The sequence below is a fragment of the Raineya orbicola genome, from assembly GCF_002843425.1.
Taxonomy (GTDB): domain Bacteria; phylum Bacteroidota; class Bacteroidia; order Cytophagales; family Thermonemataceae; genus Raineya; species Raineya orbicola.
In genome coordinates, this window is the sequence record NZ_NKXO01000042.1 from 1 (window position 1) to 23,222 (window position 23,222).

At 35.6% G+C, this 23,222-nt stretch carries 17 protein-coding genes; 12 read left to right on the plus strand and 5 right to left on the minus strand.

Features of this window, described 5'->3' with window-relative positions; all coding sequences use genetic code 11:
* The first annotated feature begins 209 nt into the window (after nt 1–209).
* Genes murC through recG form a run of 4 tightly spaced genes read left to right on the plus strand, consistent with a single transcriptional unit; the run spans nt 210 to nt 5,275 of the window.
* Nucleotides 210–1,577: a UDP-N-acetylmuramate--L-alanine ligase gene (gene murC / locus Rain11_RS11565; protein ID WP_101359543.1), complete on the plus strand. Its 1,368-nt coding sequence runs from the start codon at nt 210–212 to the stop codon at nt 1,575–1,577.
* Between the two features lie 58 nt (nt 1,578–1,635).
* A complete protein-coding gene (locus tag Rain11_RS11570; protein WP_101359528.1) occupies nt 1,636–2,085 on the plus strand; it encodes a hypothetical protein in 450 nt (149 codons plus the stop codon).
* Nucleotides 2,086–2,092: 7 nt separating this feature from the next.
* Complete coding sequence (locus Rain11_RS11575; protein ID WP_101359529.1) at nt 2,093–3,118, plus strand: lysylphosphatidylglycerol synthase transmembrane domain-containing protein; 1,026 nt, start codon at nt 2,093–2,095, stop codon at nt 3,116–3,118.
* Between the two features lie 57 nt (nt 3,119–3,175).
* A complete protein-coding gene (gene recG / locus Rain11_RS11580) occupies nt 3,176–5,275 on the plus strand; it encodes an ATP-dependent DNA helicase RecG (protein WP_101359544.1) in 2,100 nt (699 codons plus the stop codon).
* 3 nt (nt 5,276–5,278) lie between these two features.
* On the opposite strand, the gene Rain11_RS11585 is transcribed toward recG, so the two are convergent.
* On the minus strand, nt 5,279–7,777 hold the full coding sequence (locus tag Rain11_RS11585; protein ID WP_101359530.1) for a DNA gyrase/topoisomerase IV subunit A: 2,499 nt from the start codon (nt 7,775–7,777) through the stop codon (nt 5,279–5,281).
* A gap of 122 nt (nt 7,778–7,899) precedes the next feature.
* Between Rain11_RS11585 and Rain11_RS11590 the strand changes: the two genes are divergently transcribed.
* Nucleotides 7,900–9,207, plus strand: a complete 1,308-nt coding sequence (locus Rain11_RS11590; protein ID WP_101359531.1) for an MFS transporter — start codon at nt 7,900–7,902, stop codon at nt 9,205–9,207.
* A 45-nt stretch (nt 9,208–9,252) separates the two neighbouring features.
* The gene (locus Rain11_RS11595; protein WP_101359532.1) at nt 9,253–9,885 is read left to right on the plus strand and encodes an L-threonylcarbamoyladenylate synthase; all 633 of its coding nucleotides are present in this window, start codon (nt 9,253–9,255) and stop codon (nt 9,883–9,885) included.
* A 55-nt stretch (nt 9,886–9,940) separates the two neighbouring features.
* Here Rain11_RS11595 and Rain11_RS11600 read toward each other — a convergent pair whose 3' ends face one another.
* From Rain11_RS11600 to rffA, 3 genes are all read right to left on the minus strand, one after another.
* Nucleotides 9,941–10,933 carry a sugar phosphate nucleotidyltransferase gene (locus tag Rain11_RS11600; protein WP_101359533.1) on the minus strand — a complete coding sequence of 331 codons (993 nt, stop codon included), beginning with the start codon at nt 10,931–10,933 and terminating at the stop codon, nt 9,941–9,943.
* A gap of 104 nt (nt 10,934–11,037) precedes the next feature.
* A complete protein-coding gene (locus Rain11_RS11605) occupies nt 11,038–11,544 on the minus strand; it encodes a hypothetical protein (protein ID WP_101359534.1) in 507 nt (168 codons plus the stop codon).
* Between the two features lie 124 nt (nt 11,545–11,668).
* Nucleotides 11,669–12,802, minus strand: coding sequence for a dTDP-4-amino-4,6-dideoxygalactose transaminase (gene rffA / locus Rain11_RS11610; protein ID WP_101359535.1), 1,134 nt, complete (start codon nt 12,800–12,802; stop codon nt 11,669–11,671).
* A 135-nt stretch (nt 12,803–12,937) separates the two neighbouring features.
* Between rffA and Rain11_RS11615 the strand changes: the two genes are divergently transcribed.
* The 4 genes from Rain11_RS11615 (at nt 12,938) to gatB (ending at nt 18,296) form a co-directional block, all read left to right on the plus strand.
* Nucleotides 12,938–13,249 carry a winged helix-turn-helix domain-containing protein gene (locus Rain11_RS11615; protein WP_101359536.1) on the plus strand — a complete coding sequence of 104 codons (312 nt, stop codon included), beginning with the start codon at nt 12,938–12,940 and terminating at the stop codon, nt 13,247–13,249.
* Complete coding sequence (locus tag Rain11_RS11620) at nt 13,233–13,673, plus strand: type I restriction enzyme HsdR N-terminal domain-containing protein (protein WP_101359537.1); 441 nt, start codon at nt 13,233–13,235, stop codon at nt 13,671–13,673. Before Rain11_RS11615 ends, Rain11_RS11620 begins: the two co-directional genes overlap by 17 nt.
* Before the next feature lie 43 nt (nt 13,674–13,716).
* Nucleotides 13,717–16,605, plus strand: coding sequence for a Cache 3/Cache 2 fusion domain-containing protein (locus Rain11_RS11625; RefSeq protein WP_101359538.1), 2,889 nt, complete (start codon nt 13,717–13,719; stop codon nt 16,603–16,605).
* A 239-nt stretch (nt 16,606–16,844) separates the two neighbouring features.
* Nucleotides 16,845–18,296, plus strand: a complete 1,452-nt coding sequence (gene gatB, locus Rain11_RS11630; protein WP_101359539.1) for an Asp-tRNA(Asn)/Glu-tRNA(Gln) amidotransferase subunit GatB — start codon at nt 16,845–16,847, stop codon at nt 18,294–18,296.
* A gap of 138 nt (nt 18,297–18,434) precedes the next feature.
* Here gatB and Rain11_RS11635 read toward each other — a convergent pair whose 3' ends face one another.
* Nucleotides 18,435–21,443 (minus strand): efflux RND transporter permease subunit, encoded by a 3,009-nt coding sequence (locus tag Rain11_RS11635; protein WP_101359540.1) that lies wholly within the window; start codon nt 21,441–21,443, stop codon nt 18,435–18,437.
* A gap of 117 nt (nt 21,444–21,560) precedes the next feature.
* Here Rain11_RS11635 and Rain11_RS11640 point away from each other — a divergent pair, with 117 nt between their 5' ends.
* Both Rain11_RS11640 and Rain11_RS11645 read left to right on the plus strand, forming a co-directional pair.
* On the plus strand, nt 21,561–21,782 hold the full coding sequence (locus Rain11_RS11640; RefSeq protein ID WP_101359541.1) for a hypothetical protein: 222 nt from the start codon (nt 21,561–21,563) through the stop codon (nt 21,780–21,782).
* A gap of 61 nt (nt 21,783–21,843) precedes the next feature.
* On the plus strand, nt 21,844–22,953 hold the full coding sequence (locus Rain11_RS11645) for a DUF4221 family protein (protein ID WP_101359542.1): 1,110 nt from the start codon (nt 21,844–21,846) through the stop codon (nt 22,951–22,953).
* Nucleotides 22,954–23,222: the final 269 nt, after the last annotated feature.

Consider the following 23,222-nt stretch of genomic DNA (forward strand, 5'->3'; position numbering starts at 1 on the left):
GTCAATTTGTGGTCTGGAATTATTGCCTACAAATTCCTAGATAAAAAGCCCACTATTAGAGATTTTCAAGAAAAAAATCTACTTACAAATTTTGAACTTTTTCAAGATATTGCCGCTTAACTCACGTTAAATAGAATTTTTGCGTAAGTTTTTGCATTTTTATGGGCTTTCCTATTATTTTTGCAAAAATTTGTACAGCTAAAACTACAATGAACTTACAAGATTTTAGTAATGTCTATTTTTTAGGGATAGGTGGAATAGGAATGAGTGCACTGGCGAGATGGTTCAAAGCGAATCTGTTTTGCGTTTCGGGTTATGATAAAAGTCCCTCTCAGATTACCCAAGAACTTATCAGTGAAGGCATATCGGTTATATTTGAAGAAAATAATCATCTTATTCCAAATAATTTTACAGCCGAGAATACTTTGGTGGTTTATACACCTGCTATTCCACAAGAAAGCTCTCTTTTGCAGTTTTTTAGAGAAAAAGATTACAAAATTCTCAAACGTGCAGAGGCTCTGGGGCTTATTACACAAGATAATTTTACGATTGCTATTGCAGGCACACACGGCAAAACTACTACTACTTCAATGGTAGCTCATCTGCTTGCTTTTGCTGAAAAACCCGTAACCGCTTTTGTAGGAGGAATTACGCAAAATTATGCTACTAATTTGCTTTTAAGCAATGACCCCAATGCTTATGTGGTTGTAGAAGCTGATGAATATGATAGGTCTTTTTTGACCTTAAACCCCAATATTGCTATCATCACAGCTACTGATGCCGACCATTTAGACATTTATCAGAACCACTCGACTGTGCAAGAGGCTTTTGAAATGTTTGTCAAGAAAATTAAAATAGGTGGAGATTTATTTTACAAAAATGGTTTGCCATTAAAAATTGAAAATCACATTCATTCAGCTACTTTTGGTTTGCAAAAGGGGGAGTATCAGGCAAAAAATATCCGCATACAAGATGGAAATTTTGTCTTTGATGTACTTACTCCCAAGAGTATATTAGAAAATGTGCATCTGCGGGTACCCGGCTATCATAATATTTTGAATGCACTTGCCGCTATTTCAGTGGCTCAAAATCTGCAAATACCTGATGAAACGATTGCTAAAGGTATTGCAGAGTTTAAGGGGGTAAAAAGGCGTTTTGAATACATTTTGAAAACTGATAAGATTATTCAAATTGACGATTATGCTCATCACCCCGAAGAAATTCGTGCTTTCCTAACAGCGGTGCGTATGCTTTATCCCGAAAAGCACATTACAGCTATTTTTCAGCCACATCTTTATACACGCACTCGCGATTTTGCAAGCGAATTTTCGCAAGCACTTTCTCTTGCCGATAGGCTAATTCTTTTGGATATCTATCCTGCTCGCGAAAAACCCATTGAAGGCGTACATTCTAAAATGCTTATAGAAAAAGCTCAAACAACCGAAAAATTATTATGTACAAAAGAAAATTTGCTACAAATTATTCAAATTCTTGATTTTGATGTGGTTGTAACCATAGGAGCAGGCGATATTGATAGACTCGTACAGCCTATTCGTCAAATTTTGGAAAAAAAATAAACTTTATTTGCTTGCTTTCAAATCTTTTTGTAGGTTTGAAAAGAAAAAGGAAAAATCAATGGACAATCTATTAGAACTTTTGCCTTATATCATTGCTATTATTATTTTTTTGGTGCGTATTTTTTCAGGAAATAAAGAACAAAGTGCAGACGAACCAACTCCTGAAACTGTACCTCAAAATACCAAAAAAAATGAAACAAAAAGTGCTCAACAAACATTTGACGACCTGTTCAAGCAGTTGAAAAAGCAAATTCAAGAGGCGGAAAAAACTCCGCAGAAAACCTTAAAACAGCCTAAACAAGAAAAGAAGCCTCAACAGAAAAAAAACTTAGATGTTGTAAATCCCGAAAGAGGTCTAACCCAAGAGCAGAGAAAAGGCGACCAACATTTTTCACCATATCAAATCCACCAACAGACGCAATCACCTTTTGCTAAAATACTGAAAGATAAAAATACTTTCAAACAGGCATTTATTGTGAGCGAAATTTTGAACAGAAAATATTTTTAGCTAATCTATGAAAAAAATTATTTCATATGTTTTACCTTTGGGCATAGGGATTGCCCTTTTTTATTTCCTGATAGTACCAAATTTAGATTGGAGCGAGCTAAAAAAATCTTTTACCGAAGCCAATCCGCTTTGGCTTTTGCTTTCAGCAATATTTGCTTTGATTAGCCATTGGGCAAGGGGGGTGCGTTCTTGTATGTTACTTGCTCCTTTGGGTTACAAAGTAAGAGCTTATCCTGCTTTTTTGGCGGTTATGGTGGGGTATTTGACTAATCTGGCTCTACCACGGGCAGGCGAAGTAGCTCGTTGTGGCGTTTTACAAAAAATGGAGGGAGTACCTGCTCAAATTACTTTTGGCACGGTTGTTACAGAAAGAATCATAGATGTTTTTATATTGCTGGGTTTAGTGCTTTTGGTATTGGCTTTGGAATTTGGGCGTATCAGTCAAATTTTTGCAGAATCTTGGGAGGGGCTTTTTAGAAATATTTCCGTAGAAAAGCTCTACGGGATTGCTCTTGTAGGTAGCGGATTGCTGATTTTGGGAATAATAGCAATATACGTTTTGAGAAAGAAAATTCGTGTTTTCTTGCAAAGCCGTTTGGGTGGTTTTTTGAAAGGCGTATGGCAGGGGATTATGAGTTTTAGAAATGTACAAAATAAGCCTTTGTTTGTGTTTTATACTTTGCTTATATGGGCAATGTATTATCTGATGTCTTATGTACTTTTTTTCATCAGACCAGAAACAGCTTCGTTAAATCCTTTGCAGGCTTTGGCTATTTTGGTAATGGGAGGTATCGGTATGGCTCTACCTGTGCAAGGAGGTATAGGAGCATATAATTTACTTGTAGGAAAAACTTTGGAAAGTTATAGAATTGCCCCTAATCCTCAGCAAAATATTATTTTGAGTAGTACCATAGGAACTTTTATGCATATTGTTCAGACGCTTGTAGTACTTGTTTTTGGAGGTTTGGCTTTCGTTTTGGTGTGGTTTGTGAGTAAAAAGAAAACAGAAAGCGAAAAACAGCAAGCAGGATAGTTGTGTTTTCAGGCAGAAAAAACGTATTTTTGCCTAATTTTTAGGCTCAAAAAAACTATGAACCACAACTATTTTGAAACCTCTATTGAATATGTAAAAGGCATTGGACCTCAACGAGCCGATATTCTCAAAAAAGAACTTAAAATTTTCACCATTGCCGACCTTATTCAGCATTATCCGTTTCGGCACGAAGACCGCTCCCAATTCCATAAAATCTCTGAACTTCACGCCGATATGCCTTATATTCAGGTAAAAGGCAAAGTAAAATTTACTGAAACCATTGGCGAAGGAAGCAAACAACGTTTTATTGCCTACCTGCGAGATGAAACAGGTGATTTGGAACTGGTTTGGTTCAAAGGCATTGTAGGTATTAAGAAATTTATTCAGGTCAATCAGGAGTATATTGCTTTTGGCAAACCCAATGAGTTTAATGGCAAAATCACTCTGCCTCACCCCGAAATTCAAGTCTATAATCCCCAAGAAATAAAGGAGCAAGGCACACTCTTTCCTGTGTATCATACTACGGAAAAAATGAAGCAAAAGGGCTTGGATAGTAAAGCTCTTGCTAAAATTATACGAGGAGTATTGCCCGAAGCAGTCAGGCATATACGCGAAACTTTGCCCGAAGAAGTACTCATACAGCACAAACTTATTTCCAAAAAAGAAGCTATCACTAATATTCATTTTCCTAAAAACATAGAACTTTTACAAAAAGCTGAATACAGGCTCAAATTTGAGGAGTTGTTTTATACACAAATTCGTCTTATTCGTCAAAATCTTTATCGTAAGGAAACCTATCAAGGTTTTTTATTCAAAGATACTTCGCTGCTTACCGATTTTTACAAAAGTCATTTAGAATTTGATTTGACAAATGCTCAAAAGCGTGTTATTCGTGAAATTTACAAAGATGTAACTTCGGGTAAGCAAATGAACCGCCTTTTACAGGGTGATGTAGGAAGCGGAAAAACCATAGTAGCTTTTATTACAATGCTTTTGGCGGTTGGTAATGGTTTTCAGGCTTGTCTAATGGCTCCTACTGAAATTCTTGCTGAACAGCATTATCAAGGATTGAAAAAATACGCCGATAAACTTAATATTCCCATTGATATTCTCACAGGTTCAAGCACAGGAGGTAACCGAAAACTCATTCACGACTATCTGGAAAGCGGTGATATGAAAATATTGATTGGCACGCACGCCCTCATTGAAGAAAAAGTAAAATTCAAAAATTTGGGACTTGCCATTATTGATGAACAACACCGCTTTGGTGTGGAGCAACGCTCTAAATTATGGCATAAAAATCAGGCAATTTTCCCGCACGTGCTTGTAATGACTGCAACCCCCATTCCTCGTACTCTTGCTATGACACTTTACGGAGATTTAGATGTTTCTATCATTGACGAATTGCCACCGGGCAGAAAGCCTGTGCGAACCGTGCATCGTTATGATGCTCATCGCCTCAAAGTATTCGGCTTTATTCGTGAAGAAATCCGAAAGGGTAGGCAGGTGTATTTTGTGTACCCACTCATTGAAGAATCTGAAAAATTAGACCTCAAAAACCTAATGGACGGCTACGAAAGCATTACAAGAGCCTTCCCTGAATATGCTGTTAGTGTAGTTCACGGACAAATGAAACCCAAAGATAAAGACTATGAAATGCAACGCTTTGCCCGTGGCGAAACACAAATTATGGTAGCTACTACCGTGATAGAGGTAGGTGTAAATGTTCCTAATGCTTCTATTATGGTAATTGAAAATGCTGAACGCTTCGGACTTTCTCAACTTCATCAGTTGCGAGGTAGGGTAGGGAGAGGCTCGGAGCAGTCGTATTGTATCCTGATGACTAAATACGAACTCTCCAAAGAGGCTCGTGAGCGTATAAAAATTATGGTAGAAACTAACGATGGCTTTGAAATTGCAAATACAGACCTTCGCTTACGCGGACCCGGCGACCTAATGGGTACGCAACAAAGTGGTATTTTAGACCTTCTTATTGCCGACCTTGCCAAAGATGCTCCTATTTTAGAACAAGCTCGCCAAACTGCTTTCAAGATTCTCCAAGAAGATTCAGAGCTTACACTTTACAAAAATGCTTGTATTAAGCATCAGCTTGAAAGTCTGAAAAAAAGTACCACGAATTGGGCGAGAATTTCGTAGCTTTTACCCAAACAAACCTACACCATTTTCTTGCATAGTGTTTGAGGTAGGGCTTTGTAACAGCGTAATTTCCTTGAATTGCTGTATAGGCAACTTATTTCCTACGGCTTTCCAGCCTTTTATTTCTGCCAAAATGTCCAAATCATATACAAATTCGCTCCAAGTTTTTTCACCTGCTTTCTGGTATTTGATTTTTATTTGTGGGTGCAAATCGGTACTAATCAGGAGCATTTTAGAATTAGGGTGTTCGTTAATAAAACTGAAAATTTTATCTTGTGTAGAGGTTTCAATACGAAAACGTTTTACAAAATATTGTTGATGTTCGCCACTGAAATAAATACAAGAAAGTACCTTTTCGGGATTGAATTTTTCAACCAAAGCTACTTGTAGTGGGTCAAAGCGGCGTAGGTCGTAGTTTTTGATTTCATAGCTACCCTCTTTGTAAATGACTAAAATTTTGTCTTCGCCTTCAAAGCCACCCAGTAGTACTCCTTTGCTTTGTGTATTTAGTTCGCCTGTGAGGGTATCGTACCAGATTTGCAATTTGCCAAGTGTAGAAACGCCTTCTGAAATTTTTTCTATTTTCTTGATAGGATATTTGGTGAGAATGTTACCCATACTACTCCTACCTTTAATATCCAGCGTAGCAAAATCGTATTCAAAAACTTTATTTTTAGCCTTACAATTGGCTGAAAGTGTGATACGTATTTTTTCGGCTTCGCCGTTAGGGTTGGCTGAAAAATACAAAACCTTTGATTTGACTTCGCCCTTGGTAAGGTCGTATTCTTTATCGCGGGTAATTCCGCCGATTTGAAAGCGTTTTACATACGTATTGCCTGCCAATCCATCACGATAAGCCATATTGTAGGTCATTCGGTTGTCGTTTTTATTGAAAACCGCTACGTGAATAATATCTTTGCCTACAAAAGTTTTTTCTGCAATTTTGGTAACCAAAAATTTGCCATCGGCACGGAATACAATAATATCATCAATATCGGCACAATCACAGACAAATTCATCTTTCTTTAAGCCATAGCCAATAAATCCATCGCTTCTATTTACGTACAATTTGGTGTTATTGGCAACTACCTGCGTAGCCTGAATAGTGCCAAAAGTAGCAATAGTGGTTTTGCGTTCTCTGCCTTTTCCATATTTTTTGAGCAGATTTTTGAAATATAAAATGGCGTACTCGTTCAGATTGACAAGGTTATTTTCGGTTTCCTCTAAATCAATTTGTAATTTTTGAAGTTCTTGTTCGGCTTTTTGGCTATCATATTTGGAAATACGTTTGATTTTAATTTCGGTAAGTCTGCTAATATCCTCATCAGTAATGTTTCGGAAAAAGTTTTTAGTGAAAGGCTCAATATGGGTGCGAATGGTTTGTAAAATAGCTTCCCAAGTTTCGGCTTCTTCAATTTTTCGGTAAATTTTTTGCTCAATAAAAATTTTCTCCAAACTCAGAGCTAAAATTTTCTCTTGGAGAGCATTTTTTTGTAATTCTAATTCTTTTCTTAAAAGTTCTTTGGTGTTCAAAGTAGAAATTCTCAAAATCTCATCAACACTTGTAAATACAGGCTTTTTATCAACAATAACACAGGCATTAGGAGAAACAGAAACTTCGCAATCAGTGAAGGCATACAGGGCGTCAATGGTGATTTCAGGTTCTACACCTTGTGGCAAGGTGATGAGAATTTCAACCTCTTTGGCAGTGTTATCAACGATATTTTTGATTTTAATTTTACCTTGTTCAACGGCTTTCAGCACCGATTCTATAAGGCTGGTGGTAGTAGTGCCAAAAGGAATTTCACGAATAACAATAGTTTTGTTATCAATTTTTTCAATTTTTGCTCTAATGCGTACTTTTCCGCCCCTTGCACCTGATTTGTAGTCGCTTACATCTATAATTCCTCCTGTGGGGAAATCAGGTAAAATTTGTGTGTTTTTTCCTTTCAGAATGTCAATAGAAGCTTCAATAAGTTCGCAGAAATTGTGAGGCAAAATTTTAGTGGAAAGTCCTACGGCAATGCCTTCTACGCCTTGTGCCAAAAGTAAAGGAAACTTCATTGGCAAGGTGATAGGTTCTTTTTTCCTACCATCATAAGAATATTGCCATTCAGTAATGGCAGGGTTAAAAGCCACTTCCAAGGCAAATTTAGTAAGACGAGCTTCAATATAACGGCTTGCGGCGGCACTATCGCCTGTGCGTATATCGCCCCAGTTGCCTTGTGTATCAATGAGTAAGTCTTTTTGTCCCAGTCCAATCATTGCCTCTGAAATCGCCGCATCGCCGTGTGGGTGATACTGCATCGCTTGCCCAATGATATTGGCAACTTTGTTGTATCTGCTGTCATCTATTTGGTACATTGCGTGCAAAATACGCCTTTGAACGGGTTTTAAGCCGTCTTCAATAGCAGGCACGGCACGCTCTAAAATTACGTAGGAAGCATAATCTAAAAACCAATTTTCAAATAAATCGCTAACAGGTACTAACTCTTTGGTCATAGCCTATGAATTTTGTGGGCAAATTTAAGTCAATTTTTGAGATTGGGAAATAAAAAGTATTTTCATAAGAAAAGTTTGGAGTTTGATAGAGAGTTGTGTATGTTTGTCTAACTTTCAAAGCTATGACCACTTCTTTTACCAAAAATAATCCTCGCATACTGAATGCTTGGACAATGTACGACTGGGCAAATTCGGCTTTTTCGCTTGTAATTGCTTCGGCTGTATTTCCGGGGTACAGCGAGAGCGTTGCCCGTAATGCTGATGGTTCTAATATCATTGCTTTTTGGGGGCTGACCTTCAAAAACACGGTTCTGTTTGAATATGCCGCTTCTGCCGCATTTCTGATGATAGCTTTTGTTAGTCCTATTCTTTCGGCTATTGCCGATTACAGCGGAAAGAAAAAAGGTTTTATGCAATTTTTCTGTGTATTGGGTTCTTTGGCGTGCTTGATGCTATTTTTTTTCAAAGATATAAACTCTTTGCATTGGGGCGTTTGGGGCTATATGCTCGGGCTGATTGGTTATGCGGGAAGTATCGTTTTTAATAATTCTTACTTGCCTGATATAGCCACCGAAGATAAATTTGATGCTTTGAGTGCCAAAGCCTTCGCTCGTGGATATATTGGCAGTGTGATTTTGCTGATTTTTTCACTTGCTATAATCATTTTTTACAAAGATTTAGGTTGGCAAGATGCTACGCTTGCCCCGAGAATTTCCTTTGCCATTACAGGTATTTGGTGGCTAGGTTTTGCTCAGTACAGCTTTTATTTTTTACCTAAAAATGTGTATCAGAAACAGGCTCACGGAGCTTGGCTATTCAATGGCTTTAAGGAACTAAACTTTGTTTGGAAAAAACTAAAAACCTTGCCTTACTTAAAGCGGTTCATTGTCGCTTTCTTTTTTTACAATATGGCTCTGCAAACCGTAATGTATTTGGCTACTTTTTTTGCCAAAGAAGAAATCAGTTTAGAGCAACAATCGCTCATAATTGTGGTTTTAATTATTCAATTGGTAGCGGTGGCAGGTTCTTACTTTTTTTCAAAAATTTCTGAAAAAAAAGGTAATACTTTTTCGTTGAGAATAGCCGTAGTAATATGGATCGGAATTTGTATTTGGGCTTATTTTGTAAAATCGGCAATGAGTTTTTATGCTTTGGCATCAGTAGTAGGGCTAGTAATGGGTGGCATACAATCGCTTTCACGTTCTACCTATGCCAAGCTAATGCCTGAAACCACTGATACCACGTCTTTTTTTAGCTTTTACGATGCTACCGATAAAATCGCTACGGCTCTGGGGATTTTTGTATATGGTTTTGTGCATCATCTTACGGGTTCTATGCGAAATAGTGTATTAGCTTTGCTTGTGTTTTTTGTAGTGGGATTGGTTGTATTGTGGTTTATTCCTTCAAAAAACTCTTACAGGCAGGTTTGATTTCAGATTTTTAGATATTTTTTTTGTATCTTGCGAAAAAATGATATGCCTGCCACTTTCCTATCTATACACCCTAAAAACCCAGAACCTCGCAAAATTAAACAAGTAGTGGATTGTTTGCGAGAAGGAGGGGTGATTATTTACCCCACAGATACTATTTACGGACTGGGTTGCGATTTACACAATAGCCGTGCTATTGAGCGTATTTGTCAGATTAAGCAAATCAATCCTAAAAAAGCCAATTTAGCTTTTATTTGCAATGATTTAAGCCACATTTCAGAGTATGCTCGCAATTTGAGTAACGCCACTTTCCGCCTGATGAAAAAGGCTTTACCTGGGGCTTTTACGTTTATTTTGCTTGCAACTAATAAAGTTCCTAAAATTTTGGACAACAATCGCAAAACCGTAGGTATTCGTATCCCTGACCATCCCATACCTCGCCAAATTGTTTTAGAATTGGGCAATCCTATTATTACAACGTCTTTGCATAATGATGAGGGCGAAAGCATCAATTACATCAACGACCCCGAACTGATTTATGAAAAATTCAAAAATCAGGTAGATATTGTTATTGACGGGGGCATAGGAGGCATACAACCCTCTACTATTGTAGATTGCACGAGTGATGACTTTGAAATTATACGTGAAGGAGCGGGTAATTTAGAAGAGTTTTTGTAGTTTTTTCTTGTAATTTTTCACTCTTTTATATTGTTTTCTGTTTTCTTGCTTCATTTTACAAATTGATTTCTGCGTCATCACCAATACTTAAAATATGGTTTTCGCCTTTTACCGAGCTATCGTTGCCAATGATAGAATCTTGCAAAAGCACATTGGTAATTTCGCTATAAGAGCCGATAATAGAGTTTCGGATTATACTATTTTCTAAAAGACTATCTTCGCCAATAGCTACATTGGGTCCGATAATAGAGCCTTTAATTACGCAGTTTTTACCAATACTAACGGGTGGGATAATCACACTTTCAGGATATTGTAGAGAGTAGTTTTGAAATTCAGGTTTATTGAGTAAAATGGCATTTGCTTCGAGCAAGGTTTCACGTTTGCCGCAATCGTACCAGTGTGTTACAGGCATACTGAAAATAATTTCTCCTGATTCTATCATATTCATCAGGGCATCGGTCAGGTAGTATTCGTTCTGGTTTTTTTGTTTTTTTTGGAAAAGTTTTTCAATGCTTTGCAGAAAAAGAGGAATGTTTTTGATTTTATACACCCCCACAATTGCCCAATTAGATTTTGGGATTTTTGGTTTTTCTATCAAATTTATTACCTCACCTTTTTTACCGATTTGGGCAATTCCAAATTGAGTAGGGTTACTGACTTTTTGCACGCAAATCACTGAATTTTTATGCTTGAGCAGTTTGACATAATCTAGTGTAGCAATAGTATCTCCTAAAACTATCAATATTTCATTTTCCTTTTCGTAAGTATGTTTGGCAATCCAAAGGGCGTGTGCCGAACCTTCGCGTGGCTCTTGATAGACAAATTCGGCGTGAATTTGATTTTGATAGTGATTTCTAATAAACTCTTCTACTTTTTCCCCTAAATAGCCAAGAACAAACACAAATTGTTCAAAGCCGTAATTTCGTAAGTCATCAATAATATGAGCTAAAATAGGCTTACCTGCGATGGGGACAAGTGTTTTGGGTTGGGTGTGTGTATGTGGTCTTAGACGCATACCTGCTCCTGCTACGGGAATGATAACTTTCATAGCTTGTTTGTTTTTCGTAAAAATAGTTATTTTTCATTAAAAAAACAGCAAGTCTCTCTAAATTACAAGAGAGACTCGCTGTTTTTTATTAAAGTTTGAATAGGTTACTTGATAAATTGGATTTGCATTTTTTCATCTCCTTCACCAGATTCTAAAACAAGTTTAGAGGCTGTTATTTCAATGATACGAGACTTGCTTTCATTATTTTCTTTACCTTTTTGAACAAGTGTTTTACCGCCATCTTCTAAACGCCAGCTACCTTTTTCTATGCTTCCCATTACAGAGGTTTCCATTTCACCACCTTTTTTGTATTCTATGGTCATTGAGCCAAGCATAGCTCCTAACATTTCCATACCCGATTCAATTTCACTGGCTTTTTCAGGGTTGGTAGAACGTACCTTATCAGCTTCTTTTTTCATTAGTCCTTTGAAGTGTTCTACATCAAATTTCCATTTGCCCAAAAGTAGAGACTCGTTAGAACTGCTTGTTGGGGCTGTGCTGCTGGAAGCATCAGAATCTCCTTTTTTCTTTTTCTTTTGAGCTTGAACATCAAGAGCCGTTCCTGCTACCAGCAAAACAGCTACAAATAAAATACTGAAAACTTTTTTCATTGAGGTAATTTTTAAGTTATGCTAAATGATTTTCAAAAGTAATGCCAAATTAGCATACATCAAACTTTTTATGAGGAAATATTTACCAAAACCTACTTTGTTATTACAAAAAGCCAAAATTTATTTACGAGTTGTAAAATTTTCTTATTTCCATAATAATTTTTTCTTGAGCTTTTGGAGTTATTTCATAATAAAAAGGCAGGCGTAACAAGCAATCTGCAAATTTATCAGTATGAGGCAAAACTCTGCCATCGTGTCTGCTTGAATAGAAAGAAGATTTGTGTAGAGATAGATAATGAAACACAGCCCCAATGCCTTGATTTTTGAGTTGAGCTAGCAAAGCACTTCTTTCTTCTAAACTTTCACAAACAACATAAAACAAATGAGCGTTGTTAGAGGCATATTTAGGGAGGTAGGGGAGTTGGATTTTACCTTTTTGAGCTAAATCATATAGCCCTTCGTAGTAGATGTTCCATATTTCTTTTCGTCTTGCCTGAATATTATCTAGATTTTCTAATTGTGCATACAAAAAAGCCGCAATAATATCAGAAGGCAGGAAAGATGAGCCAATATCTACCCAGCCATATTTATCTACCTCACCACGAAAAAAAGCACTTCGGTTAGTACCTTTTTCGCGTATAATTTCGGCTCTTTTGGCAAATTTGTCATCATTGATTACGAGCATTCCTCCTTCTCCTGAAATTATATTTTTAGTTTCGTGAAAGGAAAAAGCAGACAAATGCCCTAAACTTCCTAATGGAACATTTTTGTAATAGCTATCAATGGCTTGTGCGGCGTCTTCTACTACCCAAAGATTATATTTTTGGGCAATAGAAAGAATTTTTTCCATATCGCAAGCAACCCCTGCATAATGAACTACTATGATTGCTTTGGTTTTAGGTGAAATAAGTGCTTCAATTTCATCAGGATTGATGTTGGGGTGTGAGGCGTAGGTATCGGCAAAAACAATTTTTGCTCCACGCAATACAAAAGCATTCACCGTGCTTACAAAGGTATAACTGGGAGCTATGACTTCATCGCCTTCCTGAATATTGAGTAAAATAGCACTCATTTCCAAAGCATCGGTGCAGGAAGTTGTGAGCAAACACTTCTGAAAACTATATCTATTTTGAAAAAACTGATGGCATTTCTGGGTAAAAAAACCATCTCCCGAAATATGTTCATTTTCAACAGCTTGCCGAATATACTCGGTTTCTTTCCCTGTAAAATAGGGCTTATTAAAAGGGATTTTTTGCATAAATAATTTTACTAAAACGCCTCAAAGTAAATAATTTTCAAACTTTCAACCAAATTTAACAAAAAAACAACTAAAAAATTTTGAATTACTTTTGTATTTTTTTTACTTTGCAAACAAAAGTAAAACAAAAAACCTATGAAAGACCTGCTAAAACAAATCAATAAGGCTTTTGATAATAAAATTCGTTTGGGCATTATGTCGGTACTGGTGCATAAAAAAAGTGCTACTTTCAATGAAATTAAAGACTTAATGGGGCTGACAGACGGCAACCTTTCCAGTAATGCTTCTGTGCTTGAAGAAGGAGGCTACATTGAAATCAAAAAGCAGTTTATCAAGAAGAAATCAAACACTTCCTACCACATCACTGAAAAGGGTAAAATTTCTTTCAAATTACATTTAGACGCTTTAAGTAAAATTATTCAAGGCAAGTATGATACAAAATCTTGATTTGCCTGAATATCAGCAACAAGTTGTTCGCAAAGCAGAAAAGCTTTGGATTTTTGATACAATTCGGAAAAAATATGTCTTGCTCACTCCCGAAGAATGGGTAAGACAGCAAATTGTATGTTGGCTTTCTGAGCAGTATCATTATCCCAAGAACTTAATGCAAATTGAAAAGGGGCATTATTATCATCAAAAAGCCAAGCGTACCGATATAGTTGTTTATGATAGAGAGGGAAAGCCCTTTATGCTCATAGAGTGTAAAGCTATGAATGTCAGTCTTTCGCAAGAAGTTTGCGAGCAGGCTTTTCTTTATAATCAGACTTTGCAAGCTCCTTATGTTTTACTTACTAATGGGCTTTCTTATGCTTTGATGTCTTTTTCTGAAAATGGTTTTGCTTTTTTGGAAAAAATCCCTGAATTTGCGTAAAAATTAAGCCTCTTGTGGCTAAACCTTTCAAACTGGTTTGGGTATGTTTAAGTTTTTTAGAAACCTTAATTTAAGTGCTAAATTTCTGCTTTTTGCTACGCTCGTTTTGATTTTGATTTTTAGCGGTTTGGCGGTTTGGATTTACAACACCGACCGAGAAAGTACTATTCAAAGCGTTGATAATAGAATGTATAGCCAATTAGAAGATTTGGTTACACTCTTGGAATTAGAATACCGTGCTAAACAGCAAGAAATGGAAAATGCCTTACGAGTGGCTTCCAGTAGGGTGAAAACCTTGGGAGCTATTCAAGAGCAAGAAGAAAAAGTGCAAATGGTGGCTATCAATCAGGCTACACAGACACAAAAAGTAGTAGAGGTGAAAAAATGGCTTTTGCGGGGGGCTTTGGTACAAGAAAATAGCAAAGTAGTGGATAGCATTGCGGCACTGGTGGGCAGTCAGGTGGCTATTTTCCAGAAAATACCCGAAGGGTATATGCGAATAGCAACTACTGAAATAAACCCTAAAAGCAACAAAAGAATGGAAGGTGTATATTTACCTATGGGAAATAATATTGTACAAACCATAGAAAGAGGACAAACCTTCAAGGGGAGAATTTTACAAAATAATGAGTATTTTATTGTAGCTTATGAGCCTTTGCGTGTAGAAGGTGAAATCAAGGGTATGATATACGCAGGTGTAAAGGAGAAAGATGTAACTTTTTTACGAAGAAAATTCAAGGAGAAAAAATATTACGTTTCGGGCTATCCTTTTGCTATGCACATTAGCGGAGAATATGTTATTCACCCTATTTTGGAGGGAAAAAATGCTGAAAAACGCTTTATTGATTATGCTCAAAAAAATAAACGTGGCAAATACCGCTATCGTTATCCCAACAATGAAGAGGGGGTTTGGAAATGGACGTATTTCACTTATTACGAACCATTTGAGCTAATTGTTGGAGCGACTATTGACGAAGCCCAACTATTAGATGATTCTCTGGAAAAAGCTCGTAATACGCTACTGATTGGTTTTATTTTAGCTCTTTTGGTATTTCTTTTGGGTTTTGGCACGATTGTAAATTACATTGCCAGCTCTATTCGTAAAATCATTGACAATTTGCGACTGATGTCGGAAGGAAGAAAAACGGAAAAAATTCCTGTAACTTCCCAAGACGAAATCGGTGTAATGGCAGAATCGCTTAATAAACTAATAGATGGTTTTGAAAGTTATAAAAACTTTGCTTTAAGCATCGGTAATAGAGAGTTTGGAGCTAATTTCACACCTTTAAGCCAAGATGATGAACTAGGCAACTCGCTTTTGGAAATGAGAAATAACTTGAAAGCGGCTACTGAAAAAGAACAACGGGAAAAATGGCTAACAGATGGATTTACACAATTTGCAGAAATTTTGCGTCAGAACAACGATAATATAGAAGCCTTGTGTTTAGATATTATTACTAACCTTGTTAAGAAGCTCAATGCCAATCAAGGAGGGATTTTTTTGCTAAAAAATCTAAATAAACCCACCGAAAATGAAGAAGAAAGTGAAAAAGTCTTGGAAATGGTAGCCTGCTATGCTTACGACCGCCCCAAAATGATGAGAAAAATCGTGAAAATAGGTGAGGGTTTAATTGGGCAATCCTTTCAGGAAGCAGATATTCTGAATATTCGTGAAATTCCACAAAATTATATGCATATTACTTCGGGTTTGGGTGAAGCCAACCCAAACAATATTCTCATTGTTCCTCTTAAAACGAACGAAATTACATTGGGGGTTGTAGAAATTGCTTCTTTTGAATACTTCGATGATTTGAGTGTAGAATTTGTTGAAAAGGTTTCTGAAAGTATCGCTATTACCATTTTCACTGTTACCAGCAACTTACAGACCCAAATGCTTCTCAAAGAGTCGCGTCAGCTTACTCAAGAAATGCGAGAAAAAGAAGAAGAAATGCGACAAAATGTAGAGGAATTAGAGGCGACTCAAGAGGAAATGCGTAAAAACGAAAAAGAACTCAAAAGAGTACTTTTTGATGCCAAGAGCCAAAAAGAGCAAATGGATTCGCTCATCAATAATACCGAAGATTTGATTATTGCTTTGGATAAGGATTACAAAGTGATGATTTTCAACGAAAATGCTAAAAATTGGTATTATGAGAGAACATACAATAAATTGACTATTGGAGTTAGTTTGCTTGGCTTTTTGCAACCTGAAGAAATTGAACATTTCAAAGAAAATTATAGTAGAGCCTTACTTGGAGAGCGTTTTGCTGTGGAGGAAAAAATCGGAGAAAAAATCTACGAGTTTCGTTACAACCCTATGCAAGATGATCAGGGCAAGGCGGTAGGTGTTTCTATTTTTGGTAGAGATATTTCAGAACGGAAGTTTGCTGAACAAAATTTGCGTCTGCAACTTCTTGAGCTTCAAGAAGCAGAGGAGCAATTACAGAAACAACTTAAGAATCTTCAAGAAACTACCGAAGATGCTCGTAAAAAGCTATTCGGCTTGGAGCAGTATGATAAGGCACTAACAGAAAGTAAGTTTGTGCGAATAGAATTTAGTTTAGATGCTGTAGTTACACAGGTCAATCCGACTTTCTGCAATCTAATTCAATTTGAAAGCCAAGAAATCATCGGAAAAGTGCATAAAGAACTATTAGAAACAGAAGAGGCTAATTCCCCTGCCTATTTGGAACTTTGGCGTAATTTGAGAGTAGGCATTTCGCAAATTGTAGAACAAAGGTATCAAGATAAGTACGGACAAGAGCTAATTTTACATAGTCACTTTTTGCCAATTAAAAACCAAGGGGGTAAAGTAGTAAATATTTTGCAAGTAGGGGTAGATATTACACCTTTCAGACTTCAAGAAAAATCTTTACAAGTGCGTATTGAGAAATTGCAAAAAGAAATAGAAAAGTTACAGAATAATTCATAAAAAACCTTAACCTTTGCTTGTAATCAAGAAGCATAAAATTTTGATTACAAGTTTTTTATTGATTTTCTTATTTGTAAAACAAAAAACTTTGATGTTCAAAGTAAAATAAACAAAACAAAAAAAGAAACAAAAACAAACCCCGCAAAAAACTCGTAAAAAAATAGAGTGAGAGAGGAGAGAGTTTAGAAAAAATTTTAGAAATTTGCTTAATATTTGCGACAAAAATCCAAAAACAAGATATGACACCCCGCGAAAAATACGAACTGGTTATTGGTTTAGAAGTACACGCCCAACTTAAAACGCAATCCAAAGCATTTGCCCCTGAAATAGCAAGCTATGGAGATTTGCCTAATACAAACATCAGTGTCATCACACTTGCTCACCCTGGTGTTTTGCCCAAAGTAAATAAAAAGACCTTTGACTATGCTATCCGTATGGGGTTGGCTCTGAATTGTGAGATTACTCCTTACACCATTTTTGCAAGAAAAAATTACTTTTATCCCGATTTACCCAAAGGATACCAAATTACACAAGATAAAACTCCTATCTGTAAAAATGGTAAGTTGCTTATCAATGTCAAGGAAGATAATAACCGCCCAAAGTGGATAGGTATCACACGCATACATATAGAAGAAGACGCAGGAAAGTCCTTGCATATTGAAGGTTATGAAGAAAGCTTCATTGACCTGAATAGGGCAGGAGTGCCACTTATTGAAATTGTTTCCGAGCCTGATATTCGCACTCCCGAAGAAGCCTATTGGTATTTGTACGAAATCCGCAAACTTGTTAGATACCTTGATATTTGCGATGGTAATATGGAAGAGGGTTCTCTTCGTTGTGATGTCAATGTTTCGGTGCGTCTCAAAGGAGCGGAAAAATTCGGTACAAGGGTAGAAGTGAAAAACTTAAATTCTTTTACCAATGTAAAAAGAGCAATTGAATATGAGTTCAAAAGACAAACAGAACTATTAGAAAGAGGCGAAACTTTTCCCCAAGAAACCCGAATGTTTGATGCTACTACGGGCGTAACGTATAGCCTACGTACCAAAGAAACCCTGAATGATTACCGCTATTTTCCTGAACCTGATTTAGCCCCTGTGGTGGTAGATAAGGCTTGGATTGAACGCATACGAGCCGAAATGCCTGCTTTGCCCCGCGAGCTTTATGATAAATTCACACAAGAGTACGGACTGAGCGATTATGATGCCTCACAACTCACCGATGAAAAACCTACGGCACTTTATTTTGAAGAAATTTGTAGGCATACGGCTAATAAAAAATCTGCCGCTAATTGGATTTTAGGGGCTGTTAGGGCTTATCTGAACGAACTCACTATGGAAATTACAGAATTTCCCATTTCAGCTGAAAACCTTGCAGGGCTTATCAATTTGATTGACGAAGGAAAAATCAATAACAATATAGCCAAGCAAGTATTTGCAAAAATGCTTGAAAATTCTACAAAGACAGCTTTACAAATTGCACAAGAAGAAAATCTTGTGATTGAAAGTAATGAAAGCGAAATTTTGGAGCTTGTAAAACAAGTACTTGCCAAATATCCTGAAAAAGTTAATGAATACAAAAAAGGTAAAAAAGGTTTGTTAGGGCTTTTTGTAGGTGAAGTAATGAAAGCCACAGGAGGCAAAGCAGACCCTAAACTAACTAACCAAATTCTTATGAAAGAATTGAGTTAGAAACTCGCTTCGTAAATTTTTTTCTAAAATTTCTTGTAACTAACCATTTGGTAGCTTACTAAATGGTTAGTTATTGAAAAAGTCTGAAATTTTTCTCAAAAAAAGCTGATTTGTATAATGTGAGCCTTGAAAGTTTCATTAAGTATCTTTTTTAGCAAATATTTTATATGCCAGAGACACAAAAAATAAAGCTGTAAAAGTCCCAAAAGTCAAACCACCGATAATAGCAAGTACAAAAGGTCTCTGTAAATCCCCACCTATACCTGTATCAAATAAAAATGGTATTAGAGCTAAAATATTTGTAAGCGAAGTCATAAGCACGGGTTTAAAACAAATTTCCCCCGCCTTACTAATTGCTTCTTCAAAACCCATTCCTTCTTTTCGCAAACGGTTGATAGTATCTATTTTCAAAATAGCCTCATTATCTATAATTCCTAACATAACAACTAAACCAATTACCGACATTATATTCAGTGTTGCTCCACCCAACCAAATACCTAATAAACTACCCGTAAAACCCAAAGGAAGCGTACAAAGTACTACGAGAGGCTGTGTAAGACTTTCAAATTCTACCGTCAATATTAGGTATAACAATAAGGCAGCAATCAGTAAAATAATGGATAACTCTTGGATATTCTCTCTGTTTTCGAAGTATTGCCCCGAAACATCTACCTGCCAATTTTGCTTTTTAGCTTCCAAATGAATTTTTTTTGCATTTTCATTGATTTGCCCTTCGTCTCGCGAATTTATCTCAAAACTATGAAAAATGCTCGTTTTATCAGCTGTTAGGGTTTTGTAATTGTTTTCGTACTCAAATTTTACAAAATAGCTTAATGGATACAAATTGGAACTATCTTTTCTGATGAAATTCTTTTTAAGTCTATCTTCAAAATTTTCCTTTTTTTCATTCAAACGAACAGGAATAATATTTCCAAAACTTCTGATACTCATAATTTCTCGCTCTGTAAAAAGATTCTTCAAAGTTTCAACTACTTGTTCTTTCCCTATCTGATGACTTAATAACGCTTCTTCCAAAATATGCAATTTTATTTGTGTTTCTCCTTGCACACCCTTGCCGAGATCTAATTCATTTGTTTTATTTTTTTCTATAAAAGTTTGCATTTCTTGAAAGGGAATAGGAAAGTTTTTTTGTGAGTTTCGTAATTTTATCTCATAATAAGGCTTATTGCTTGAAAAAACCAAATCAAAAACATTCGGAGCTTCTTTGAGCTCAAAACGAGCCTGCGGATAGTTGATAGTTAAAAATTTTTGTATTTGTTTTGATAAATAATTTTTATATGAAAATTCTTTGAAGTTTATGTAAATTTCTGTTTGCTGTAAGCCTTGCGTTTCTTTGCTAAACAAAAATTGAGCAATACCAATATCTGCTTCCGAAAAATCTATGAATTTTTGAAATTTATCTATTAAAATACGAACTCTATTTTCGTTTTCTTGTATGCTAATAGGCTCATTCCAATTGATTTTTACAAGAATATCATTTCTTTTAATAGGAGGCAATCCTTCAATAGGAAGGAAAAAAGCAATACCTAACCCTAAAAAGCCTAATATCAGAAATATTCCAAAGTTCAGTTGAGGTTTGCGAAGCAAGAAAGCATAAATTTTCTTGTAAACTTTTAACAAAAACAAATATAAACGTGTGTCTTCTTTAGGTAGTTTCTGCGAGTTTCGAAAAAGAATAATGTAAAGTAAAGGCAGTAAAATACAAGAAACTAAAAGAGATGTTGTTAAAATTGCTCCTACCGAAATAGCTTGGTCTCGGGTAAATGCCCCTGCTAAACCACTCATAAACACCAAGGGAACGAAAACTGCCAATGTCGTAAGCCCCGAACTAAATAAAGGAGCAAACATTTCATATGTGCCTTTCACACAAGCCTCAAATAGCGGTAATCCTTCTATGCGTTTTTTAGAGATGTTATCAAAGATAATAATAGCATTATCAATAGTCATTCCCAACCCTAGAGCCAATCCCGAAAGCGAAACAATATTTATAGAAGTATCTAATATCCAAAATACTAAAAAACTCATCACAAGGGAGGTAGGTAAAATCACACCAATAATGAATGGAATTTGATAATTTCCGATAAAAATAAACAAAATAACAAAAGCAAATAAACCACCCCAAAGCAAATCATTCTGTAAGTTGCTAATACCAACTTCTAAAAGTGTATATTGATTTTGACTTAACTGAAAATCCAAGAATGGATATTCTTGTTTTAGTATCTCTGTAATTTCATAGATTTGGGGTATGAGTTTATTCATTTGGGCGTTTTCTTGTTTATGAAGCGTAAGTACAATACCATTCTGAAGGTTGCTTAAATGAATAGACTGCACTTGTTGGGTAGTTTCTTCAAATTCAGCAATTTGCTTCAAAGGAATGACATTTCCTTTTGCGGTAAGTACAGCTATTTTTTGCAAATCTTCTGCGGAAGTAGTTTGTGTATTGATTTTTATAAAATAACGATATTGTCCATCTTGCACCGAAATAGCCCCTAAATCTTGATTAGCTTCTTGAATAGCTTGGAAAACTTGTTTTTCAGAAATTTGTAGGGCGTTGAGTAAGTCTTTTTTCAAGCGAATGCCTATCATTTTTCTTTGAAGCCCGTTGATATCTACTAAAGAAATTCCTTCAAGGGCTTCTATACGTTTTCGTATAACTTTTTCTACAAGTTCGGAAGTTTGCAGTAAATCGCCTTGCCTAGGTACAACTTGCAAACGTATGATAGGTACATCAGATGTATTGATACGCACCACTTGAGGGCGAGGTAAATCACGAGGTAAATTTTGCGTAATTTGGTCAACTTTTTCATTTACCTCTAAGTAGGCGTATTGCATTTGTGTTCCTTGCTCAAAGAAAAGCTCTACTAAACCACTTTCCGCATTTGCTTCGCTTCTGATATCTTTAATTTGAAATATAGAGAGCATTTTTTCTCTAATAGGACGTAAAACGTTTTGTTCTATTTCAGCAGGTGAGGCGTTTGGGTAAGTAATTTTAGTAACAATCTGTGGCACATCTGTTTCAGGCAATAACGAAACAGGTAAATATACAAAAGATAAAATACTAAATACAACAAGCACTAAAAAACTCATTAATACGCCCACAGGACGACAAAGCAAAGAAGCAAGCATTTTTCTTTTATTTTTTGCAAAAAAACAAAAAACTGACTAAAAATTTGGAAAAGTGATTTTTTTTTTTTTTGCTTTGTTGCCGTTAAATTTATTGTTTCACCTTAAAATTTTACGGCAATGAAAAAGAAACTTAAAAAACTCGGGGTGCTGGCGGTATTGCTGGCAAATGTTACTATCTTTGCTCCGCAGAAGGTGGAGGCTCAAATAGAAATTGATATTAGCGACCCATCTAATGGTAATAATAGGCATTGGGTAGAATACACCATCTTTGGAATTAAATTTTACGGTTGTGTAAATGGTGGTAATGAATGTTTAGATGATATTGTAGTTACTCCTTAAAATACTCAAAAAGGCTAAAACTTTATTTAGCCTTTTTAAGTTTAGACTAAAACCATTATATATGAAAAAATTTTTTTTGATTATTGTTATACACTTCGTTTCAGCTTGTACATTAAAAGAGGCTAAAGAACAAAATTTTAGGAATAAAATCAGCGTACAAAAAACACTTTCCATACCATTAGATAGTCTTACACCTCAATACATTTTTAATCCACAATTGATAAAAGAAAAAGAGTTGGTTTTTCTTAATAGTAAAATTAACTCTCTCGATTTTTATAGTATAGAGGATAAGAGATTGATTAAAAGAATTAAATTTGCTAAGGAAGGTGAAAATGCTGTTGGCAAAATCTATCAGTTTTTGTACCATAATGCCGATAGTATTTTTGTAGTAAATAGCTATCAGTATAAAGTTTTTCTGATTGATGAAACAGGTAAAGTAAAAGAAAAATATTCACTTATTAAGCAGAAAAAACATTCAGCAACAACTGCAATGCCTGCCATTTTTCCGTTTAATCATTCACTTATACTTGAGAGTAACAAATTGCATATCGCTTCTTCGCCTGATGATGATCCATACAAAGATAGCTTTTATCAAAGAAAGGGCTTATGTATTATTCTAAACCTCAAAACAAAGGAGTTTGCTTATGCAATGGAATTTCCAAAAATTTATAAAGATAAGTACTTTGCAACCCCTTTTAACTTTTTTAGTAGAATTTTTTTAAAAAAAGAAAATAAATTTGTGTATAGCTTTTTGGCAGATAAAAATATTCAAATTACTGATATGAATCATAATTTGATAGAAGGAAAAGAATTAGATGCTCCTCATTTTATTGAAATACCAAGTTTAAAAAAACGTATAATTGATTCTCAAGAAAATACTAATGCATTCAATCAAAATGCAAGATACGCTGAAATGTATTACAACCCATTTACAGATGAATATTATAGAGGTGTTGAGATACCATTGAGTAAGGACAATAAATCAAAAGTATACTTAGCTATTTTTGATAAAAATTTCAATAACATAGGAGAAGTATTGATATATGAGTCAGATAAACTAACTTACAATCTTCTCAATGCTTTCTTCACCTCAGAAGGTATGTGGATACAACGCATCACCGACAACGAAGACGAATTGGTTTATGATTTGGTAGAATTTGTTTCGGAATGAAAAAAATTTGTAAAATCTTGTAGGGACGGGTAGCGACCTGTCCCCACAAAAGAAATTTGTAAAAACCAATGAAAAAATTTGGAAATCTGATTTTTTTTTTTGCTTTGTTGCCGTTAAATTTATTGTTTCACCTTAAAATTTTGGTTGTGGTAAAGATTGTATGATATTTTTGTAAAAGACAAAGAGGGCGTATTTTTGTAATATGTCTAAAGTATTAACAAAAGTAAACTGCCCTCATTGTCAAGGTACAAAGGTAGTGAAAAATGGTC

What these genes read in the sequence shown, in the direction of transcription:
- Rain11_RS11595 (WP_101359532.1), top strand. Translation starts at nt 9,253, where the DNA reads ATGCCTGCCACTTTCCTATCTATACACCCTAAAAACCCAGAACCTCGC.
- murC (WP_101359543.1), top strand. Translation starts at nt 210, where the DNA reads ATGAACTTACAAGATTTTAGTAATGTCTATTTTTTAGGGATAGGTGGA.
- Rain11_RS11575 (WP_101359529.1), top strand. Translation starts at nt 2,093, where the DNA reads ATGAAAAAAATTATTTCATATGTTTTACCTTTGGGCATAGGGATTGCC.
- Rain11_RS11635 (WP_101359540.1), bottom strand. Translation starts at nt 21,443, where the DNA reads ATGCTTGCTTCTTTGCTTTGTCGTCCTGTGGGCGTATTAATGAGTTTT.
- Rain11_RS11570 (WP_101359528.1), top strand. Translation starts at nt 1,636, where the DNA reads ATGGACAATCTATTAGAACTTTTGCCTTATATCATTGCTATTATTATT.
- Rain11_RS11640 (WP_101359541.1), top strand. Translation starts at nt 21,561, where the DNA reads ATGAAAAAGAAACTTAAAAAACTCGGGGTGCTGGCGGTATTGCTGGCA.
- Rain11_RS11625 (WP_101359538.1), top strand. Translation starts at nt 13,717, where the DNA reads ATGTTTAAGTTTTTTAGAAACCTTAATTTAAGTGCTAAATTTCTGCTT.
- Rain11_RS11645 (WP_101359542.1), top strand. Translation starts at nt 21,844, where the DNA reads ATGAAAAAATTTTTTTTGATTATTGTTATACACTTCGTTTCAGCTTGT.
- Rain11_RS11620 (WP_101359537.1), top strand. Translation starts at nt 13,233, where the DNA reads ATGATACAAAATCTTGATTTGCCTGAATATCAGCAACAAGTTGTTCGC.
- recG (WP_101359544.1), top strand. Translation starts at nt 3,176, where the DNA reads ATGAACCACAACTATTTTGAAACCTCTATTGAATATGTAAAAGGCATT.
- Rain11_RS11615 (WP_101359536.1), top strand. Translation starts at nt 12,938, where the DNA reads ATGAAAGACCTGCTAAAACAAATCAATAAGGCTTTTGATAATAAAATT.
- Rain11_RS11590 (WP_101359531.1), top strand. Translation starts at nt 7,900, where the DNA reads ATGACCACTTCTTTTACCAAAAATAATCCTCGCATACTGAATGCTTGG.
- gatB (WP_101359539.1), top strand. Translation starts at nt 16,845, where the DNA reads ATGACACCCCGCGAAAAATACGAACTGGTTATTGGTTTAGAAGTACAC.
- rffA (WP_101359535.1), bottom strand. Translation starts at nt 12,802, where the DNA reads ATGCAAAAAATCCCTTTTAATAAGCCCTATTTTACAGGGAAAGAAACC.
- Rain11_RS11600 (WP_101359533.1), bottom strand. Translation starts at nt 10,933, where the DNA reads ATGAAAGTTATCATTCCCGTAGCAGGAGCAGGTATGCGTCTAAGACCA.
- Rain11_RS11605 (WP_101359534.1), bottom strand. Translation starts at nt 11,544, where the DNA reads ATGAAAAAAGTTTTCAGTATTTTATTTGTAGCTGTTTTGCTGGTAGCA.
- Rain11_RS11585 (WP_101359530.1), bottom strand. Translation starts at nt 7,777, where the DNA reads ATGACCAAAGAGTTAGTACCTGTTAGCGATTTATTTGAAAATTGGTTT.